Source organism: Peribacillus sp. NPDC046944, assembly GCF_050272735.1.
GTDB lineage: Bacteria > Bacillota > Bacilli > Bacillales > DSM-1321 > Peribacillus.
In genome coordinates, this window is record NZ_JBNNML010000002.1 from 56,636 (window position 1) to 76,612 (window position 19,977).

The 19,977-nt window shown below is 44.5% G+C and carries 14 protein-coding genes; 3 read left to right on the forward strand and 11 right to left on the reverse strand.

The window, feature by feature from the left end; translation table 11 throughout:
- Positions 1-270 precede the first annotated feature (270 nt).
- The 7 genes from icmF to ACQKIC_RS03310 form a co-directional block, all read right to left on the reverse strand.
- Complete coding sequence (icmF, locus tag ACQKIC_RS03280) at positions 271-3,537, reverse strand: fused isobutyryl-CoA mutase/GTPase IcmF (RefSeq protein ID WP_427591706.1); 3,267 nt, start codon at positions 3,535-3,537, stop codon at positions 271-273.
- A gap of 11 nt (positions 3,538-3,548) precedes the next feature.
- Positions 3,549-4,199: a TetR/AcrR family transcriptional regulator gene (locus ACQKIC_RS03285; RefSeq protein ID WP_402990503.1), complete on the reverse strand. Its 651-nt coding sequence runs from the start codon at positions 4,197-4,199 to the stop codon at positions 3,549-3,551.
- A gap of 112 nt (positions 4,200-4,311) precedes the next feature.
- A complete protein-coding gene (locus ACQKIC_RS03290) occupies positions 4,312-5,451 on the reverse strand; it encodes an acyl-CoA dehydrogenase (protein ID WP_402954918.1) in 1,140 nt (379 codons plus the stop codon).
- Between the two features lie 25 nt (positions 5,452-5,476).
- Positions 5,477-6,607: an acyl-CoA dehydrogenase gene (locus ACQKIC_RS03295; RefSeq protein ID WP_427591723.1), complete on the reverse strand. Its 1,131-nt coding sequence runs from the start codon at positions 6,605-6,607 to the stop codon at positions 5,477-5,479.
- A gap of 40 nt (positions 6,608-6,647) precedes the next feature.
- Complete coding sequence (locus tag ACQKIC_RS03300; protein WP_402870256.1) at positions 6,648-7,499, reverse strand: 3-hydroxybutyryl-CoA dehydrogenase; 852 nt, start codon at positions 7,497-7,499, stop codon at positions 6,648-6,650.
- A 29-nt stretch (positions 7,500-7,528) separates the two neighbouring features.
- Entirely contained in the window at positions 7,529-8,722 is a 1,194-nt protein-coding gene (locus tag ACQKIC_RS03305; protein ID WP_427591705.1) for an acetyl-CoA C-acetyltransferase, read from the reverse strand.
- Positions 8,723-8,908: 186 nt separating this feature from the next.
- Positions 8,909-11,038, reverse strand: coding sequence for a heterodisulfide reductase-related iron-sulfur binding cluster (locus tag ACQKIC_RS03310; protein ID WP_402871306.1), 2,130 nt, complete (start codon positions 11,036-11,038; stop codon positions 8,909-8,911).
- A gap of 307 nt (positions 11,039-11,345) precedes the next feature.
- Between ACQKIC_RS03310 and cls the strand changes: the two genes are divergently transcribed.
- Together cls and uvsE are read left to right on the forward strand one after the other, a co-directional pair.
- Positions 11,346-12,551 (forward strand): cardiolipin synthase, encoded by a 1,206-nt coding sequence (gene cls, locus ACQKIC_RS03315; RefSeq protein WP_402954921.1) that lies wholly within the window; start codon positions 11,346-11,348, stop codon positions 12,549-12,551.
- 25 nt (positions 12,552-12,576) lie between these two features.
- Positions 12,577-13,533, forward strand: coding sequence for a UV DNA damage repair endonuclease UvsE (gene uvsE / locus ACQKIC_RS03320; protein WP_427591704.1), 957 nt, complete (start codon positions 12,577-12,579; stop codon positions 13,531-13,533).
- Positions 13,534-13,572: 39 nt separating this feature from the next.
- Here uvsE and argS read toward each other — a convergent pair whose 3' ends face one another.
- From argS to speE, 4 genes are all read right to left on the reverse strand, one after another.
- Positions 13,573-15,243: an arginine--tRNA ligase gene (gene argS, locus ACQKIC_RS03325; RefSeq protein WP_427591703.1), complete on the reverse strand. Its 1,671-nt coding sequence runs from the start codon at positions 15,241-15,243 to the stop codon at positions 13,573-13,575.
- 3 nt (positions 15,244-15,246) lie between these two features.
- Positions 15,247-15,687: a DUF1934 domain-containing protein gene (locus ACQKIC_RS03330; RefSeq protein WP_402954930.1), complete on the reverse strand. Its 441-nt coding sequence runs from the start codon at positions 15,685-15,687 to the stop codon at positions 15,247-15,249.
- 232 nt (positions 15,688-15,919) lie between these two features.
- Positions 15,920-16,798 carry an agmatinase gene (gene speB / locus ACQKIC_RS03335; RefSeq protein WP_402870244.1) on the reverse strand — a complete coding sequence of 293 codons (879 nt, stop codon included), beginning with the start codon at positions 16,796-16,798 and terminating at the stop codon, positions 15,920-15,922.
- Between the two features lie 12 nt (positions 16,799-16,810).
- A complete protein-coding gene (speE, locus tag ACQKIC_RS03340; RefSeq protein WP_402870241.1) occupies positions 16,811-17,638 on the reverse strand; it encodes a spermidine synthase in 828 nt (275 codons plus the stop codon).
- A gap of 201 nt (positions 17,639-17,839) precedes the next feature.
- Here speE and ACQKIC_RS03345 point away from each other — a divergent pair, with 201 nt between their 5' ends.
- Positions 17,840-19,906 carry a transglycosylase domain-containing protein gene (locus ACQKIC_RS03345; protein ID WP_427591702.1) on the forward strand — a complete coding sequence of 689 codons (2,067 nt, stop codon included), beginning with the start codon at positions 17,840-17,842 and terminating at the stop codon, positions 19,904-19,906.
- Positions 19,907-19,977 lie beyond the last annotated feature (71 nt).

Sequence of the window (19,977 nt, forward strand, 5' to 3'; positions counted from 1 at the left end):
ACTGGCTTATAAAAACTAAATCTATTTCAAGGAAGGTATAAGGGAAAAAGCAACCACAAATAACGTTAAAAAAGATTTGAGATTGATGTGCGAATTAATCCTTATTTTTTAACATCAGTATCTTCGAGTTGATTCTACCAATCACAGATAGGGGTGAATCATCATCTTTGCCCCTTTTCAAGGAATTTATAAGGTGAATGTTTCATTTTCCGAAAAATGATGAAAATTGGTTCTGAAAAAGGAGCATCCCTTAAGGATACCCCTTCCCTTTTACATATTTCTTCTGTATTGTCCGCCAACCTCATATAATGCACTTGTTATCTGACCCAAGCTCGCGACTTGCACGCAAGCCATAAGTTCGGCAAAAATATTTCCTCCGTTCATTGCCGTGTCCTTTAATCGGTTCAAGGCTTCCTCAACACTTTCCTTGTTTTCTTCCTGGAATGCACGAAGATTCGCGATTTGCCCTTCTTTTTCCTCTTTTGTAGCTCGGGCAACCTCCATGCTGTTCACAGCTTCTTCTGTTGGGGGATTCGGATTCAAATACGTATTCACCCCAATGATTGGGAGTTCCCCTGTATGTTTTTTCATTTCATAATGCATGGATTCATCCTGAATCTTCCCACGTTGATACTGGGTTTCCATGGCGCCCAACACACCGCCTCTATCATTAATGCTATCGAACTCGCTCAAGACGGCTTCCTCGACTAGTTGAGTCAACTCTTCAATAATGAAGGCACCTTGCATCGGATTTTCATTCTTGGATAGTCCATGTTCTTTCGTAATGATCATCTGAATGGCCATGGCACGGCGTACAGACTCTTCTGTAGGCGTAGTGATGGCTTCGTCGTATGCATTGGTATGAAGCGAGTTGCAATTATCTTGCAGGGCCATTAAGGCCTGTAGCGTTGTCCGTATATCATTGAAGTCGATTTCCTGTGCATGCAGGGAACGTCCCGACGTCTGGATGTGGTATTTTAGCTTCTGGCTGCGTTCATTGGCACCATATTTATCACGCATGACTGTCGCCCATATTCGTCTCGCGACCCTTCCGATAACGGTGTATTCCGGGTCAAGACCGTTGGAAAAGAAAAACGACAGATTTGGAGCAAAGTCATTGATATCCATGCCGCGGCTTAAGTAATATTCGACATACGTAAAGCCATTCGCCAACGTGAAGGCCAATTGGGAAATAGGATTGGCTCCCGCTTCTGCGATATGATAGCCGGAAATCGAAACCGAGTAATAATTCCGGACCTTTTTATCTATGAAATATGCTTGGATGTCCCCCATCAGCCTTAAGGCAAATTCAGTAGAGAAGATGCAGGTATTTTGCCCTTGATCTTCTTTGAGAATATCAGCCTGAACTGTCCCACGGACCGTTTGAAGCGTATAATCCTGAACTTGTTCATATTCTTCCTTTGTGAGCGAACGGCCTAATTCCCCTTCTTTCAGGCGAACTTGCTGTTCGATTGCCGTATTCATGTACATGGCCAAGATAATGGGCGCAGGGCCATTGATCGTCATGGACACCGAGGTGGATGGGGCGCATAAATCAAAGCCGGCATACAATTTCCTCATATCATCCAACGTGCAGATGTTGACGCCACTCTCTCCTACCTTCCCGTAAATATCCGGCCGGTAATCAGGGTCTTCCCCATATAACGTAACCGAATCAAAGGCGGTACTAAGGCGTTTTGCATCATCATCTTTAGATAAGTAATGAAAACGGCGGTTCGTTCTATCCGGTGACCCTTCGCCGGCAAACTGGCGCTTGGGATCCTCCCCCTCGCGTTTGAATGGGAAAACTCCGGCCGTATACGGGAAATGGCCAGGTACATTTTCTCGATAGACCCACCCTAGTATCTCCCCATAGTCTTCGTATTTAGGAAGGGAAACCCTTGGGATCATTAACCCGGACAAACTTTTTGTCTTTAGGTTTGTGACGATTTCCTTATCCCTGATTTTCGTGACAAGCTGTGTAGCCGAATATTTCTCTTTTAACTCGTTCCAGCCAGTCAGGATGGCTTTCGATTCGGCCGATAACTTGGAAACGGTTTCTTTTTTCGATGCCTCAAGTGACTCCATGACAGCTTCCTCACACCCATTTTCCTTGACCGCCACTATCGCCCCTTCCAGCTGGAACAATCTTCTTGCCAGTTTGACTTGTTCACGGGCCTTCTTATGATAATTCCGGACCGTCTCACTGATTTCACGTAAGTAGTACCGCCGGTCAGTTGGAATGATGACATTCTGCTTGTAGACATCCGCTTCTTTTGAAAAAGTCGTGCTCCAATTCGTCCCGGCCTTTTCATTTAACTTTTCGATAAGAACGGCGAATAAAGCATTCGTGCCTGGGTCATTGAATTGCGAGGCGATGGTGCCATATACAGGCATTTCGGAAGTGTCTCGATCAAATAAAGTGTGGCTTCGCTGATACTGTTTCTGAACCTGATTTTTAGCATCTTCAGACCCTTTACGCTCATATTTATTGATGACGATCAAATCGGCATAATCGATCATGTCAATTTTCTCAAGCTGTGAAGGGGCTCCGAATTCACTTGTCATGACATACATGGACACATCGCAAATCTCGGTTATGCCCGCATCTCCCTGGCCGATTCCACTCGTTTCTACGACGATTAAATCAAAGCCTGCCGCCTTGACCACAGAAATGGCATCTTGAATGGCGAGTGAGAGCTCACTTTTTGAATGGCGAGTCGCCAAGCTTCGCATATAGACTCGATTGGAAAAAATGGCGTTCATTCGGATCCGGTCGCCAAGCAACGCCCCACCAGTTTTTTGTTTTGTCGGATCGACAGAAAGGATCGCCACATTCTTCTCCGGAATTTCATTGAGGAAACGTCGGATCAACTCATCAGTCAGTGAGCTTTTCCCAGCTCCTCCCGTTCCTGTAATGCCGAGCACCGGCACCTGTTTTTCCGATGTCTTGACCTGTTCAAGGAGACTTTCAACTGTTGCGGCTGTTTCCTGGGCGGCGTCGAGCCTATTTTCTGCACAGGTGATATATTGGGCAACCGCACTCGTTTCTCCTGCAATCAGTTCATCAAAACGGTCCTGCAAGGATGGCTTTACTGTCGAGAAGTCACACTCTGCCATCAAAACGTTGATCATTCCCTGTAGCCCGTACTCGCGGCCCTCATCAGGAGAGAAGATACGGGCAATCCCATATTCATGTAGTTCCTGAATCTCCCTTGGTAAGATGACACCGCCGCCACCAGCGAATATTCGAATGTGTTCGGCTCCCTTTTCTTTCAATAAGTCATACATATATTTAAAGTATTCCACGTGCCCACCTTGGTAGGATGACATCGCGATACCCTGGACATCCTCTTGAATCGCTGCATTCACGATTTCCTCGACCGAGCGGTTATGGCCAAGATGAATGACTTCCGCCCCGCTTGCCTGAAGAATCCTTCTCATAATGTTAATGGATGCATCATGGCCATCGAATAAACTCGAAGCCGTCACGAACCGAATATGGTTTTTAGGTTGATACACTTCAATTGTACTCATTTGACTCCTCCTTATTGAAATGAATTGATATCAGCATGTTTCTGAATCGATACACTATGGGTCAATAATTCTGTTTGGATTTCAACATACTCTTGAAGCGTAAATCTTTTGTGTAAAGCCCATCTTCTAAAACTCCACATCTGTCCCTGAACGAAAATGTTATGGGAGACGAGGCTGATCTGTTGCTTCGTCAAGTGAAGCTCCCCGTTCTTGACACAATTGGTGATGACCTTTTCGAACATGCCCACCATTTCGATTTCCTTGTTTAAAACGTATGGTAAGGCATCCTTGGTCAAGGCTTTCACCTCTTGATACATGACCAATACTTCATCCTGCATCTCATCCATTACCTGATAAAAATAGGCGATCGTCAGTTTCAGGCTATCTAGCGTCCCATCACTCTGTTCGATTTCCCTCTGAAGTTTCTCCCGGACCTCATCATAAATAAAGTCACAGACGAGATATAAAATGTCTTCCTTCGTCCGGATATACTCGTATAACGTACCGATACTAAAACCGGATGCTTTAGCAATCTCCCTTGTTGTCGTCCGGTGAAACCCCTTCTCTTTAAATAGGTTAACGGCACCTTTAATCATCTGCTTACGCCTTTTCTCGATCAGCCTCTCATCCTTGACAGATGCTTGAACTTCTCTTTTTTCCATTTCTTAAACCCCTTTTAGAAAGCTCACCCTTCACCTTCAGGGAGCCTTTCAGAAAAATGAAAAGGGTATTCCGGGAGGCGGAAGGGCCTCTCCGGAAAACCTGGTTTCGACTCTATTTAGTTATCATCCTTGAGATGACCAGTTTTTGAATTTCCTGTGTTCCCTCATAAATTTGGGTGATCTTTGCATCACGCATAAAGCGTTCAACCGGGTAATCTTTTGTATATCCATACCCGCCAAACACTTGAACAGCCTCCGTTGTTACTTTCATGGCTGTGTCCCCGGCAAAAAGTTTCGACATGGCGGATTCCTTTCCATAAGGGAGGCCCACTGACTCCAGCCAAGCCGCTTGATACGTTAAGAGTCGCGAAGCCTCGACACCTGTCGCCATATCCGCCAATTTAAAACCGATTCCCTGCTGTGCGGAAATAGGTTTTCCAAACTGGACGCGTTCTTTTGCATAACCAACCGCCGCATCCAAGGCTCCTTGGGCAATACCGACTGCCTGAGCGGCAATTCCGTTACGTCCGCCATCAAGAGTCATCATCGCGATTTTGAACCCTTCGCCTTCTTTTCCCAAAAGATTTTCTTTTGGTACACGGCATTCATCAAAAATGATTTCAGTTGTCGGTGAAGAACGAATTCCGAGTTTTTTCTCTTTTTTACCTACACTGAAGCCTGGAAAATCCTTCTCGACAATAAAGGCACTTGTTCCTTTTTGTTTAGACTCCGGATCTGTCAATGCAAATACTACATACGTATCGGCGATACCACCGTTCGTGATGAAAATCTTCGAACCATTGATGATGTATTCATCTCCTACAAGCTTTGCAGTCGTTCTCATGCCACCGGCATCAGACCCTGAGCTTGGTTCCGTCAAACCATATGCACCGATTTTTTCACCTTGAGCCATCGGGCGAAGGTATTTTTGTTTCTGTTCTTCCGAACCAAATTTATAGATTGGCCAACCGGCAAGGGATGTATGGGCCGAAAGCGTAACACCCGTAGAGGCACATACACGGGATAGTTCTTCGATTGCGATACAATACGCGAGATAATCGCTTCCGATGCCCCCGTATTCTTCTGGCCATGGAATTCCGGTCAGTCCAAGTTCAGCCATTTTATCAAAAATCTCACGGTCAAACCGTTCTTCTTCATCTCTTTCGGCTGCTGTTGGAGCCACTTCATTTTCAGCGAAATCACGCACCATTTTCCTGATCATTTCATGTTCTTCCGTTAATTTAAATTGCATATCCATGTCCCCCATCTTCTTGGTTTTAGAGATGTTTATTAATGACGATCCTTTGTATCTCACTGGTTCCTTCATAAATTTCCGTCACCTTGGCATCCCGGAAGTAACGTTCGACCGGGTATTCCGTTGTATACCCGTACCCTCCGTATACCTGAATGGCCTCAGTTGTCACTTCTACAGCCGTCTTCGATGAAAACAACTTTGCCATCGATGCCTCCTTGCCACAAGGTAACCCAAGCGACTGAAGATAGGTCGCTTGATAGACTAATAGCCTGGAAGCCTCGATGTTCGTGGCCATTTCGGCCAATTTGAACCCGATGCCTTGCTGCATGGCAATCGGTCTGCCGAATTGCACCCTGCTCTTTGCATACTCGACAGCATGTTTCATGGCGCCTTCGGCAATACCGAGGGCTTGAGAAGCAATGCCTATTCTTCCAACGTTCAGGTTGGCCATCGCAATTTTGAACCCTTCGCCCTCGCTACCAAGGAGATTCTCAGCTGGTATTTTCATATCTTCAAAGGTTACCTGTACCGTACTGGAACCATGAAGCCCCATTTTCCGCTCATTTTTCCCGAAAATAAGGCCAGGTGTTCCTCTTTCTACGATAAAAGCAGAAATGCCCTTGCTTTTCTTACTCGGATCACTGGAAGCGAATACAATGTAAACATCTGCCTCCGCTCCATTTGTGATGAATACCTTTGAACCGTTCAGCCGGTAGGTGTCGCCTTCCTTTACGGCTTTTGTTTTCAAACTCGCAGCATCGGATCCTGAACTTTGTTCTGTCAAACAGAAGGCACCTAAGTATTCACCTGCAGCAAGCTTCGGGACAAACCTCTCTTTCTGTTCTTCCGTTCCGAAGTAAACGATTGGATTCGTGCCAACGGAAGTATGGACCGAAAGTATGACACCCAGAGTCGGGCTCACTTTAGAAATTTCATTGATGGCAATGATATAAGACATGAAACCCATCCCTGCTCCACCATATTGCTCTGGGATCGGGATACCCATCAGTCCAAGTTCACCCATTTTACGGAGGATCTTTTTGGGAAACTCCCCTCTTTCCATCGATTCTATATGGGGCTCTATCTCCTTTTCGGCAAAATCACGGACCATCTTGCGCATCATTTCCTGCTCTTCTGTGAATTGGAAATCCATCCCTACATTCCTCCCCTGATGCCCTTGCTCTACCTGAAGACTAACTGTATTCATAAAAACCACGTCCTGACTTTTTACCAAGCCAACCTGCTTTTACATATTTCCTCAATAACGGACATGGACGGTATTTGTCGTCCCCTAACCCATCATGGAGGGTTTCCATTATGTATAAACATGTATCCAGGCCAATGAAGTCCGCGAGTGTAAGTGGTCCCATGGGATGATTCATGCCTAACTTCATGACGTCATCGATCGCCTCTTTGGTTGCTACACCCTCGTATAGGGTATAAACCGCCTCATTGATCATTGGCATCAGTATCCGGTTCGCAACGAATCCAGGAAAATCATTCACTTCGACCGGGACCTTACTTAAGGACTTTGCCATTTCCTCAATTTCTTCATATACGTCGTCTGCTGTAGCAAGACCACGGATGATCTCGACCAGCTTCATGACCGGAACCGGATTCATGAAATGCATGCCGATCACCTTCTCCGGCCTTTTTGTCGCAGCAGCTATTTCCGTAATGGGAAGCGATGACGTATTGGTCGCCAGTATGACATGCTTCGGGGCGATTTCATCCAATTGGGCAAAAAGCTTCGTTTTGATTTCCATATTTTCAATGGCTGCTTCAATGACCAAATCCACATCTTTCGCTTGATTCAAATCCGTTGATGCTGTCAACCGGGATAACGTTGCCTCTTTATCTTCAGCAGGCAGTTTTCCTTTTTCTACTTGTCGGGAAAGGTTCTTGGTAATCGTACCTAATCCCTTTTCTACATATTCTTCTTTCAAGTCATGCAATAGAACATCATAGCCGCTCATTGCGCATACCTGGGCAATACCAGAACCCATTTGCCCTGCACCAATGACCATAACCTTTTGAATGCCCATCCAAAATCCCTCCTTAGTTATCTAGCAATCTATTTTCCCTGCGTTGGCACTTCTATTAAAATGGCATCTCCCTGACCGCCGCCACTGCAAATGGCTGCAATGCCCAATCCGCCGCCGCGACGTTTCAATTCATGCATAAGCGTGATGATGATGCGGGCTCCACTAGCCCCAATCGGATGTCCTAATGCTACGGCACCACCGTTTACATTTACTTTTTCAGGATTGACATTCGCAATCTTCCCACTGGCTAGGGCGACAGCGGCAAAGGCTTCATTGATTTCAAATAAATCTATGTCCTCGATGGATTTACCGGACTTTTTCAAGAGTTCATTGATGACCAAACCAGGTGTTTTGGGAAAGTCTTTGGCTTCCACAGCCACTTCTGCATGGCTCAAAATATAGGCAAAAGGCGTTACCCCTTCTTTTTCTGCACGTTCTTCACTCATTAAGACAAGGGCGCCCGCTCCGTCATTGACCCCTGGGGCATTTCCAGCCGTGATGGTCCCTTCGTTATTAAAGGCCGGACCTAATTTGGCCAGCTTCTCGGCTGATGTATCTTTTCTTGGGCCTTCATCATGCTCAATCGTCATAGGCGTTCCTTTTCTTACCGGAACCTCTACGGCAATGATCTCTTCAGCCAAAATACCGGCATCGATTGCCTTAATGGCCTTTTGGTGACTTTCATAAGCCCAGCTATCCTGCTGCTCACGCGTAAGCTCCAGTTCTGCAGCTGTACTGTTTCCATACGTCCCCATATGTACGCCTGTAAAGCTACAGCTAAGGCCATCCGAGATCATCGTATCCTTCAGCTGACCATCGCCCATCCGTAGTCCCCATCTCGCTTTCGGGAGAATGTATGGTGCGTTGCTCATCGATTCCATTCCACCGGCAACGATGATTTCTTCCTCCCCTAAGCGAATAATCTGATCTGCCAATGTCACGCTTCGAAGACCTGAGGCGCAAACTTTGTTTATCGTTTCCGTTTTCACTTCCCAAGGTAACCCTGCATTACGTGCTGCTTGGCGAGAAGGGATCTGCCCTTGCCCCGCTTGGAGCACATTCCCCATAATGACCTCGCCTACCTTGCTTCCATCAATCCCTGCCCGTTCAACCGCTTCTTTGATTGCTATTCCACCAAGCTGTGAGGCTGTCAAACTGCTGAGGCCCCCGCCGAACTTACCAAAAGGTGTTCTCACACCGCTAATGATCACTGTTTTCGCCATTATTCATTTCCTCCTCAGGTAAATTGATTGAACGCTCGCTCGATGTCCGTATAAAAAATTTTGAAAGCGCTTAATTCCATTTTACATATTTTTTACAAAAATTAAAATATTTAGTTTATATAAAAGAGAAATTGCCTGCTTCTAGTGAATGTATTCATTTAAAAGAAGCAGGCAATTCTATTTAACTTAAGACGCTACGGGCTTACTATCTCCCAGGATTGCCTTTTCGAGTAATTCGGCAACATCATACGTTTTCACATTCTCTTCAACTTCTTTTGCCTTCGTCCCGTCCGACAACATCGTCAAACAGTATGGGCAACCTGAGCTAATAACGGTTGGGTTTACTGCAAGAGCTTGTTCGGTACGGGAAACGTTAATTCGGTTACCCGTTTCCTCTTCCATCCACATCAAGCCGCCCCCAGCTCCACAGCACATTCCTTTTTCACGGTTACGTTCCATCTCGACAAGTTTGACGCCTTCAATGGATTGCAGGATTTCACGTGGTGGGCTGTATACATCGTTATATCTTCCCAAGTAACAGGAGTCATGGAAGGTGATCGTTTCATTGACCGGGAATTGTGGTACCAGTCTTCCTTCCTTAACAAGCTGAGCAAGTAATTCAGTGTGATGGTACACTTCCGCTTCTAGTCCAAAGTCCGGATATTCATTCTTGAAGATATTATATGCATGCGGATCGATGGTCACGATTTTTTGGATATCGTTTTTCTGGAATTCTTCGATATTTTTCATGGCCAGTTCTTGGAAAACAAACTCATTTCCTAGACGGCGAGGAGTATCGCCCGAATTTTTCTCCTTATTTCCTAAGATGGCAAATTTGACGCCAGCTTCATTCATTAATTTAGCAAAAGAAAGGGCGATTTTTTGGCTTCGGTTATCATACGACCCCATCGAGCCTACCCAGAATAAATATTCAAATTCCTCATCCGCTTTTTTCATTTCCTTGACGGTTGGGATGACAACGTCGTCACGTAAACCTATCCAGTCTTCTCTTTCTTTACGGTTCAATCCCCAAGGATTCCCTTGGCGTTCGATGTTTGTCATCGCACGTTGGGCATCGGGATCCAAACGACCTTCCGTCAGCACCAAGTAACGGCGCATATCAATGATTTTATCAACATGTTCATTCATGACCGGACATTGATCTTCACAGTTCCGGCACGTTGTACATGCCCATAGTTCCTCTTCCGTGATGACTTCCCCAATAAGGCTAGCGCTATAGGCCTCGGTTGCTGCTGCAGACTCCTGCGCCCCCTGCCCCGCACTCGCTAAAGCGATTTGGTTGCCCTTTGTATTTCCAAATACGAAAGACGGAACCCAAGGTTGCTTAGTCGTAACGGCTGCCCCTGTATTCGTTAAGTGATCACGCATTTTGATAATGATATCCATCGGCGATAGCATTTTCCCCGTACCTGTGGCCGGACACATATTCGTACAGCGACCACACTCTACGCAGGCATATAGGTCAATCATTTGATATTGCGTTAAGTCTTCGATATATTTGGCACCATAATATTGATTTCCTTCTTTATCCAAAATCTCTTCCTCTAAATCCACCGGCTTCAGCTTACCCGGGTTATCCAAACGATTCAGGAATACATTAACGGGTCCAGCAATTAAATGAGCGTGCTTGGACTGCGGGATATAGACAAGGAACGATAATATGATGATCAAATGCAACCACCAAGCTACGTAAAACACGACAGTCGCTGCGGTCGGTCCCATCCAGTTGAATAAAAACGCAATGCTGGATGCTACGGGTTCTGACCACGTTGCATCATGACCGTGCCAGATCATTCCCATTCCATTACCTGTTAATACGGTAACCATGATTCCGGTAATGAAAATGACGACCAACCCTGCTTTAAAATCTCTTTTCAATCGAACAAGCTTCTCTACATAACGGCGGTATGCTGCCCATAAGATTGCAACAAGAACCGTGAGCGTCACGACTTCCTGAAAGAAAGTGAACGCCGGGTATACCGGACCAAATGGTAAATGCCATCCTGGCTTTAATCCTTTGATAAAAAAGTCAATGGCTCCAAATTGTACTAAGATGAAACCATAAAATAACATGGAGTGTATGATTCCACTCTTCTTGTCTTTAAAGAGCTTCTTTTGTCCGAATACATAAACCCCAATTTTAACCAGCCGTTCTTTGACGCGATTATCGAATTCCACTTTTTTGCCAAGCTTTATATAGGCCATTCGAGTCCTGATTAAATAGACAAATAATCCAGCAGCGTAAGCGGTTACAAGTAAAAATGCAATTAAGTTAATCCACAGCAGGCCATTCATTTCCATTGCATGCGTTCCCCCTTTTATATATTCGTGAATCGTGTAAAAATGCCAGATCACCACTTTAAAATTATAGAAAAAATGGCATTTTCCTGAAATTTGATTATCTCCATTATATAATGAATGAGCATTCAGTCAACTTTTTTCTTTGTAAATATTGTTATTTTTCTACACCCACTAGTAAAGTTCGACAATTCCGTCAATTACCCTTCTTATTTTTAAAAAAAATCCACTTTCTCTTGTACTTAATTAATGGTTACAAATAGGTTGTTTGAGTCAAACTAACTTAAACCATTAAGGGGGGATCGTGTTGAAGGTGTTCGTTACGTTTTTTTCTATATTAATGTTGATCCTCACTTGGTGCTGGGTTGATTTCAAGTTAGGCTATAAGCAGCAGGTAAAGCGGGCAACGAACATCACTTTCCCGCCCCGTAAAAGTGAAATGACCGTCTTTACATCAGGGAAAATCCTATTCGAAGATTTCCTGAAAGAAATTGAACGGGCCCAGGAGTCCATACATATTCTTTTTTATATCGTGAAAGAGGATCAATTTAGCAATGACTTTTTGAAGTTGCTTCAAAAAAAGGCAGAATCAGGTGTGGAGGTAAGGCTGTTGGTAGATAGGGTCGGAGGTAAAAAAATGTCCCGGCAGTCCATTCAAGAATTAAAGAAAAGCAATGTTCACTTTTCATATAGCTTTAAACCGAAGCCCCCTTTCCTTTTCTATTCCACGCAAAGAAGAAATCACCGGAAAATCACCGTAATTGACGGAAGGATTGGGTATCTGGGCGGTTTTAATATTGGGAAGGAATATATTAATCAAGGAGAAAAGCTAAACCCTTGGCGTGATTACCACCTGAAAATCACGGGGGAAGGAGTGAAGGATTTACAGGAAGTTTTCCTTTCTGATTGGTTTTATGATACAAAAGAAGATTTCAGGGGGACTCCCGCCTATTTTCCTGAATTAGTTCCTGGCTCACAAGCTCAACAGTTCATCGTGACTAATGGAAGCGACCTTGAACAAACTCTGATAAACCTGATTCAAAAAGCTGATACGGAAATTATTATTGGGACACCCTACTTCATCCCAAGCCATAAATTGTTTGAAGCATTAAGGGAAGCCCTTTCCAGAAAGGTAGCGGTCACCGTCATCGTTCCAGACGTTTCGGACCATGCCCTAGTTAAAGAGGCATCATTCCGCTACTTTAGAATTTTATTAAGAGAAGGCGCCTCCATCATGCAATTTCAGAGAGGGTTCTACCATTCTAAAGTGATCTTGATCGATGATATTATGTGTGATATCGGTACGGCAAACTTTGATAAACGGAGTTTATTCCTGAATAGCGAAATCAATTGTTTAATATATGACCGCCGCTGCATAGAAGATGTGAAGGATGAATTGGCGATCGACATTGCTGAATCTAACCCAATAGCGGAAAAGACACTCTCCTCCCCTAATATCTTACGTTCAGCAAAAGAATCACTAGCTGCCATCCTTTCCCCTTTTCTTTAAAAATCGGATAATGGGAGAGAAGAAAATGAAAATACGATTCGGATTTGTTTCCAATGCAACCTGTCTTTGGGAGGCCTCCCCTGCAAAGACCCTGACCTTCAAACGATATAACGAGCTTGGTCAGGAAGAAGGAAGGCAAAAGCTATTGGAGGTGACCAAACAAAATATCGAGAACACATTGCGGGTCCTTCAGTATAATACGGCCCATCAGGTCGAGCTTTACCGACTTTCCAGTTCCATCGTGCCCTTGGCGACCCACCCGGACGTAAAATGGGATTTTGTCACCCCTTTTGCAAAAGAATGGGAAAAACTTGGGGATTGGGTATTGACGAACAACATGCGGGTCAGCTTTCATCCGAACCAATTTACGCTTTTCACTAGCCCGAAACCAAGCATTACTGAAAATGCCGTGAAGGATATGGAATTTCACTATAAAATGCTTCAAGCGATGGGCATTGCAGACCAATCCTTCATCAATATCCATATTGGCGGCGCCTACGGTGATAAAGATTCAGCAATCATTCGCTTTCATGACAACCTCAGGTCGCTCCCTGAACATGTAAAAGCAAGGATGACCCTGGAGAATGATGATAAAACCTATACAGCTTCCGAAACGTTACGTGTATGTAAGCGGGAAGGCATTCCTTTCGTCTTTGATTATCATCACCATCTTGCCAATCTATCCGTGGAGCCGCTTAACGAGCTACTCACCGATGTCTACACTACATGGGAAGACAGCAATTCGGTCCCTACAATCCATATTTCTTCCCCAAAGTCAGCCAGTGCGTTTCGTTCACATGCCGATTATATTGATATAGCCTTCATTATGCCCCTCCTAAAAGCACTCACGGAGTTGGGGAAGGATGTTGATTTCATGATTGAAGCAAAAATGAAGGATCAGGCGATGCTGAAATTGATTGAAGAGATGTCAAGAATCCGTGGAGTGAAAAGAGTAAGCGGGGGATCTGTTTTCATTAAATAAAAAAGCGGCCGTTTCACGGGAAACGACCGCTTTTTCTTATTACATTTTTTCCGGTGCAGAAACGCCGATTAGTGCCAGTGCGTTTCTCAACGTAATTTGAACCGATTTCACTAGAGCAAGACGAGCTTTACTTCTATCCATTTTCTCACTATCCAATACTTTATCCGCATTGTAGAAGCTGTGGAATGTAGAAGCCAGGTCGAAAATATAATTCGTCATGCGGTGCGGCATCCGTTTTTCGGCTGCTTCCGCGATTGCCTGTGGGAATTCCCCTAATTTCTTCAATAGCTCGAATTCCTTCTCCGTAGAAAGAGCAGTAAAATCAGTGATGCCTTCATAGCTAATCCCTTGTTCCACACCTTGACGCAAGATGCTTGAAATACGGGCATGAGCATATTGTGAATAATAGACCGGGTTATCATTGGATTGTGATACAGCTAGATCAAGGTCAAAGTCCATATGTGTGTCCGCACTTCTCATGGCAAAGAAATACCGTGTGGCATCCAGGCCGACCATTTCAATCAAGTCGCGCATCGTTACCGCTTTACCGGTACGCTTGCTCATTTTCATTTTCTCGCCATCTTTGAATAGATGAACAAGCTGAATGATTTCCACTTCAAGCTGCTCACGATTATAGCCTAACGCTTCGATTGCCGCTTTCATACGTGGAATATAACCATGGTGATCCGCTCCCCAAATATTGATGAGGGTGTCGAATCCACGCTCCAATTTATTGCGGTGGTACGCAATATCCGGTGTCAGGTATGTGTAGGAGCCATCCTTTTTGATAAGAACGCGGTCCTTATCATCGCCAAGTTCTGTTGAACGGAACCAAGTTGCCCCGTCTTCTTCATAAACATGACCTCTCTCCTTCAGAACGCTTAGTGCTTCGTCGATTTTCCCATTTTGATAAAGGGACGTTTCCGAGAACCACACATCAAAACCGACACGGAAATTTTCCAAGTCTGTTTTCAGCTTAGCCATTTCACATTTCAATCCGTACTCACGGAAAAAGTCATAACGTTCTTTTTCATCGACGTTAACATACTTATCTCCATATTCCTTCGCAAGCGTTTTACCAATCCCGATAATATCTTCGCCGCGGTAACCGTCTTCAGGCATTTCTTTATCAAGGCCAAGTGCTTGGAAGTACCGTGCTTCGATTGAAATTGCCAAGTTATTGATTTGGTTACCTGCATCATTGATATAGTATTCGCGCGAAACGTCATATCCCGCTTTTGATAGAACATTACATAACGTGTCACCAACAGCAGCACCACGCGCATGACCAAGGTGAAGGTCACCAGTCGGGTTTGCGGATACGAACTCCACCTGGATTTTTTCGCCTTTACCATAATCGCTTTCCCCATAGGCTTCATCTGCTTTCAGAATCACTGGAACCAACTCTGTCAGATAAGCATTATCCATGTAAAAGTTTATGAATCCCGGGCCTGCGATTTCAATTTTTTCAATGGATGCCTTGGACTGGTCAAAGTTTTCGATGATCGCTTCAGCAATCATTTTCGGTGCTTTTTTTGCGATTTTCGTTAATTGCATCGCCATATTCGTGGAGTAGTCTCCGTGTGTCTTATCTTTTGGAAGTTCTAACACTACTTTGGGAACCTGTTCTTCCGTTGCCAAACCAGCTTTAATAACCGCATCTTTAATTTCCTGTTTCAGTTTTTCCTGTACCTCATTTACTATATTCATGTTCTAAGCTTCCTCCTTGTAGGAAATCGTCATTTCATATTGCCCGGGTTCGCTTCCCTGCATATGTAGTGCATAGCGAAGGATCAGTTTCCCTTCCTTTTTCTTTTCATCCCATTGATGCTGAATTTTCTTTGTGGTCGTCGATAGCCCCAACCTGCCATATATACTTTCATAATGTCCATTTGTCGCTTCCTGCAAGCGGAAAAGCTGTCTCATTTTAACGGCACCGTTCCTAAGCAGAATCGTTTCGTTCGTTTTATGCTTAATGGTTGTCTGCGTTTTGCCGGCTTCATTTTCCTCTGCATATTGCAAATACAAATCGGACCCTTTATACATCCTTGTACCAAAAGTGACGAGCTCATACGTTTCCGTTTCAGAGCCATGCCTGATTTTTGTCTGCAATGTCACTTTAACATTCTGCTTATCTATATCATGAAGAGTCAAAGCTACACTTCCTTCATCATCTCGTTCTTAACTTTATAAGTATAAATATTCTTCAATGAAGTTTCAACTTGGAGCGGAAAATAAAGTTTCATATCTTGTCTTAGTATGCAATTCATTTGAATGTAACGCAAGACAAGCTCTTAATTACGAAGGGAAAGCGATGATATTTCCCGAATACATACAAAAAAAGGCCATTCCCGCTAAAATGCAGGAACAGCCTCCCCTATCATATTTAACCCTTTTGAACCCAACCAAGAATCATTTCACGAATCAGCTTGCTTGCCGTATTCGCCGTTTGTTCAGATGGATCATAAATCGGGGCCACTTCTACTAAATCACAGCCAACCACATTCACTTCTGAACGGGCTATCTCGTGGATCGAAGCTAAAAGCTCTTTGGACGTAATACCACCGCAGTCGACGGTCCCTGTACCCGGCGCATGCGCAGGGTCAAGCACGTCGATGTCTATCGTCACATAAACCGGACGACCCGCTAATTGCGGCAATACTTCCTTCAGGGGCTCAAGCACTTCAAACTTAGAGATGTGCATGCCATTTTCCCTTGCCCATTGAAATTCTTCCTTTAGCCCGGAACGGATTCCAAATGAATAAACATTACTCGGCCCGATAAGCTCTGCTGATTTTCGGATGATGGAAGCATGGGAAAGTGGCTCTCCTTCATAATCCTCCCGCAAATCTGTATGGGCGTCCATATGGATGATGGCCATATCGGGGTACTTTTTAAACATGGCTTTTATGACAGGCCATGTAACAAGGTGTTCTCCCCCCATGCCCAATGGGAATTTACCGGCATCAAGCACACCGTCTACAAATTCTTCAATCATATCGATACTGCGTTGCGGATTACCGAAAGGCAATGGGATATCCCCAGCATCATAGAATTTCACTTCTTCCAATTCACGGTCTAAATATGGGCTGTATTCTTCCAAGCCGATTGAAACTTCACGAATCCTTGTTGGTCCAAAACGGGAACCCGGACGGAAGCTGACTGTCCAGTCCATCGGCATACCATAAAGCACCGCTTCGGATTCCTCGAAGTCCGGATGGCTTTTAATGAATACATTGCCTGAGTACGCTTCATCGAATCGCAAGTTCATGCCCCCTTATTTCACTAAATCTTGAACGAATTTAGGCAGGACGAAAGCTGCTTTATGAAGTTCTTTTGTATAGTATTTTGTTTCTATATCGTGGAAACGCTCGTCTGGAACGTCAAGCGGATTATATTTTTTAGAACCGATCGTGAATGCCCACAGCCCACTTGGATACGTCGGGATATTGGCTAAATAAAGGCTTGTGATTGGGAATATTTCTTTCACGTCGCGCTGTACATCACGGATTAAGTCTGATTTAAACCAAGGGTTGTCCGATTGGGCAACGAAGATTCCGTCTTCTTTCAAAGCCTTGGAGATGCCGGCATAAAAGCCTTTGGTAAATAGATTTACGGCAGGACCCACTGGTTCGGTGGAGTCCACAAGAATCACATCGAATTCATTTTCACTCTTCGCGATGTGCATAAAGCCATCCCCTACTTGCACATCGACACGTGGATCTTCTAGCATGCCTGCAATTTCAGGTAAATACTTCTTGGAGTATTCGATGACCTTTCCATCAATATCAACCAGTGTAGCTTTTTTTACGCTTGGATGCTTAAGGACTTCACGGATAACTCCGCCGTCTCCTCCTCCTACGACCAAAACATTTTCTGGATTAGGATGTGTAAATAAAGGAACATGGGCTACCATCTCGTGATAAACGAACTCATCGCGTTGGGATGTCATCACCATGTCATCCAACAAAAGCATATTCCCCCATTCTTCAGTTTCAATCATATCCAACTTTTGAAACTCCGTTTGTTCCGTATGTAAAGTACGATTCACTTTCATCGTAATACCAAAATTCTCTGTTTGTTTCTCAGTAAACCAAATGCTCATTTATTAACGCTTCCTTTCCAAAATCTTATAGTCTTTCAACTAATTGGCCGATATTCGGTATACCCATTAGCTAGAAAAAGTATAGACGAATCTACCAGAAATGCAAGATAAATATTACAATTCCACTTCTTATGTTTAAAAATATCTTTTTTTTCCATAATAGTAATAGATTCTTTTTTAAAAATAAGAGAGGTGAAAGCAATGGAGCTCATTCCAAGCGAACGTTTTAAAAGGACAACTAAATATGTGCGGGCTTTCATCATTTTTGCCACAATAGGTCTCATCATTCTCTTTGTCTTGCTTCTCTCTTTACTGATGTATGCAAAAATACTAGGTCCGCCGCCTTTGGCTGTACCTCAATCTACCCTATATTATAGCCATGATGGAAATGTGATCGGAGAATCCGATAATGGTCAAAAGCGCTACTGGGTCGGGCTGGAATCGATTTCACCCGAACTAGTCAAGGCAACAGTCGCAGTAGAAGATCGCCAATTTTACACCCATAAGGGCTTTGATATAAAACGGATTGGTGGTGCCATTCTTGCTGATGTCCGTGCCATGTCCAAGGTTCAAGGGGCAAGTACGATCACCCAGCAATATGCCCGGAATCTCTTTCTTGACCATGATAAGACGTGGTCGCGTAAGCTCAATGAAGCGTTCTATACAATACGCCTGGAAATGAATTACTCAAAAAAAGACATTCTAGAAGGCTATTTAAATACGATTTACTATGGCCATGGCGCCTATGGAGCACAAGCTGCAAGCCAATATTACTTCGGTAAGGATGCCAAGGATTTGACGCTTTCGGAGGCAAGCATGCTAGCCGGAATCCCAAAGGGGCCATCCAACTATTCGCCTTTGGACAACCTGGAAAAAGCCAAATCAAGGCAAAAGGTCGTCCTGCATGCCATGCAAACCAAAGACTATATTTCAAAAGCTGATACGGATGAAGCCCTCCAGGCAACCCTTTCTTTAAATGGCGAACATGGTACTGTAACCAAGAAAATGGCTCCTTACTTCCAGGATGCCGTCAAACAGGCCCTAAAAACGCAACTTCATTTAGATGACCGGACAATCGAGCTCGGGGGCTTAAAGGTTTATACCACATTGGATGAAAATCAACAGCGCATCGCAGAGGAGTCCCTCTCCACTGTCATACCCGAACAGGCTAGCATCCAAGCATCACTGGTGGCCATGGATCCCAGGACCGGGGAAGTCCGTGCACTCGTCGGGGGCACGGACTACACAGCTTCACCATTCAACCGTGTCACACAGGCCCTACGCCAGCCAGGATCGACAATAAAGCCGCTTCTATACTATTCAGCACTAGAAAACGGGTTTACACCGTCAACCACTTTAAAAAGTGAGGTCACAACCTTTACCTTTGATGATGGCCATACTTCATATAAGCCGCATAACTATAATTATCAGTATGCGAATGATGAAATAACGATGGCACAGGCCATTGCCTTATCCGACAACATTTATGCCGTGAAGACCCATCTATTTCTCGGCGAACAGGCATTGGTTGATACGGCACGTCGTTTTGGCATCACTTCCAAAATGGATGCGGTTCCTTCTCTTGCACTTGGCACATCCAATGTGAGACCCATTGAGATGGTCAATGCATACGGAATCCTGGCTAACGGTGGTAAAAAGGTAGATCCTATATTCATCACCAAGGTGGAAGACCGAAGAGGTGAAGTCATCTTCGAACGGTCCCAGAAAGGTGAACAGATTCTGGATAAGGATAAGGCATTTGTCATGACCGAAATGCTTACCGGGGTTTTTGACGAAACGCTAAACGGCTACACGAAGGTGACAGGGAGCACGATCAGTTCCCAACTGACGCACCGCGTCGCAGGGAAGTCGGGTTCCACTTCCACCGACAGCTGGATGGTCGGTTATACGCCTCAACTGGTTGCAGGTGTATGGACTGGCTACGATCAAGGGAAAAAGATAGAAATCCCCGCCGAAAAAAGTTATGCGAAAAAAATATGGGCATCCTATATGGAGAAGGGTTTGAAAGGGCAACCTTCCAAACCCTTTAAGGAAACGGGTAATGTAATCGGTGTACATGTCAATCCAGCAAGCGGCAAACTTGCAACAGATGCCTGCCCCGTCTCCAGATTAACTTACTATGTAAAAGGAACCGAACCCGTGGAATACTGTGAAGAGCACTTCAAGCAAAAGAACACCAAAAGTGCTCCGAAGGACGGGAAACATAAAAACCCCTGGTATAAAAAAATCTTAAAACCTTGGGGATAACGAAAAACCCCGAAGCCGGTAGCGGCTTCGGGGTTTTTCTGTCCTAGTTCCACAGTGTCTAAACTGCTGTC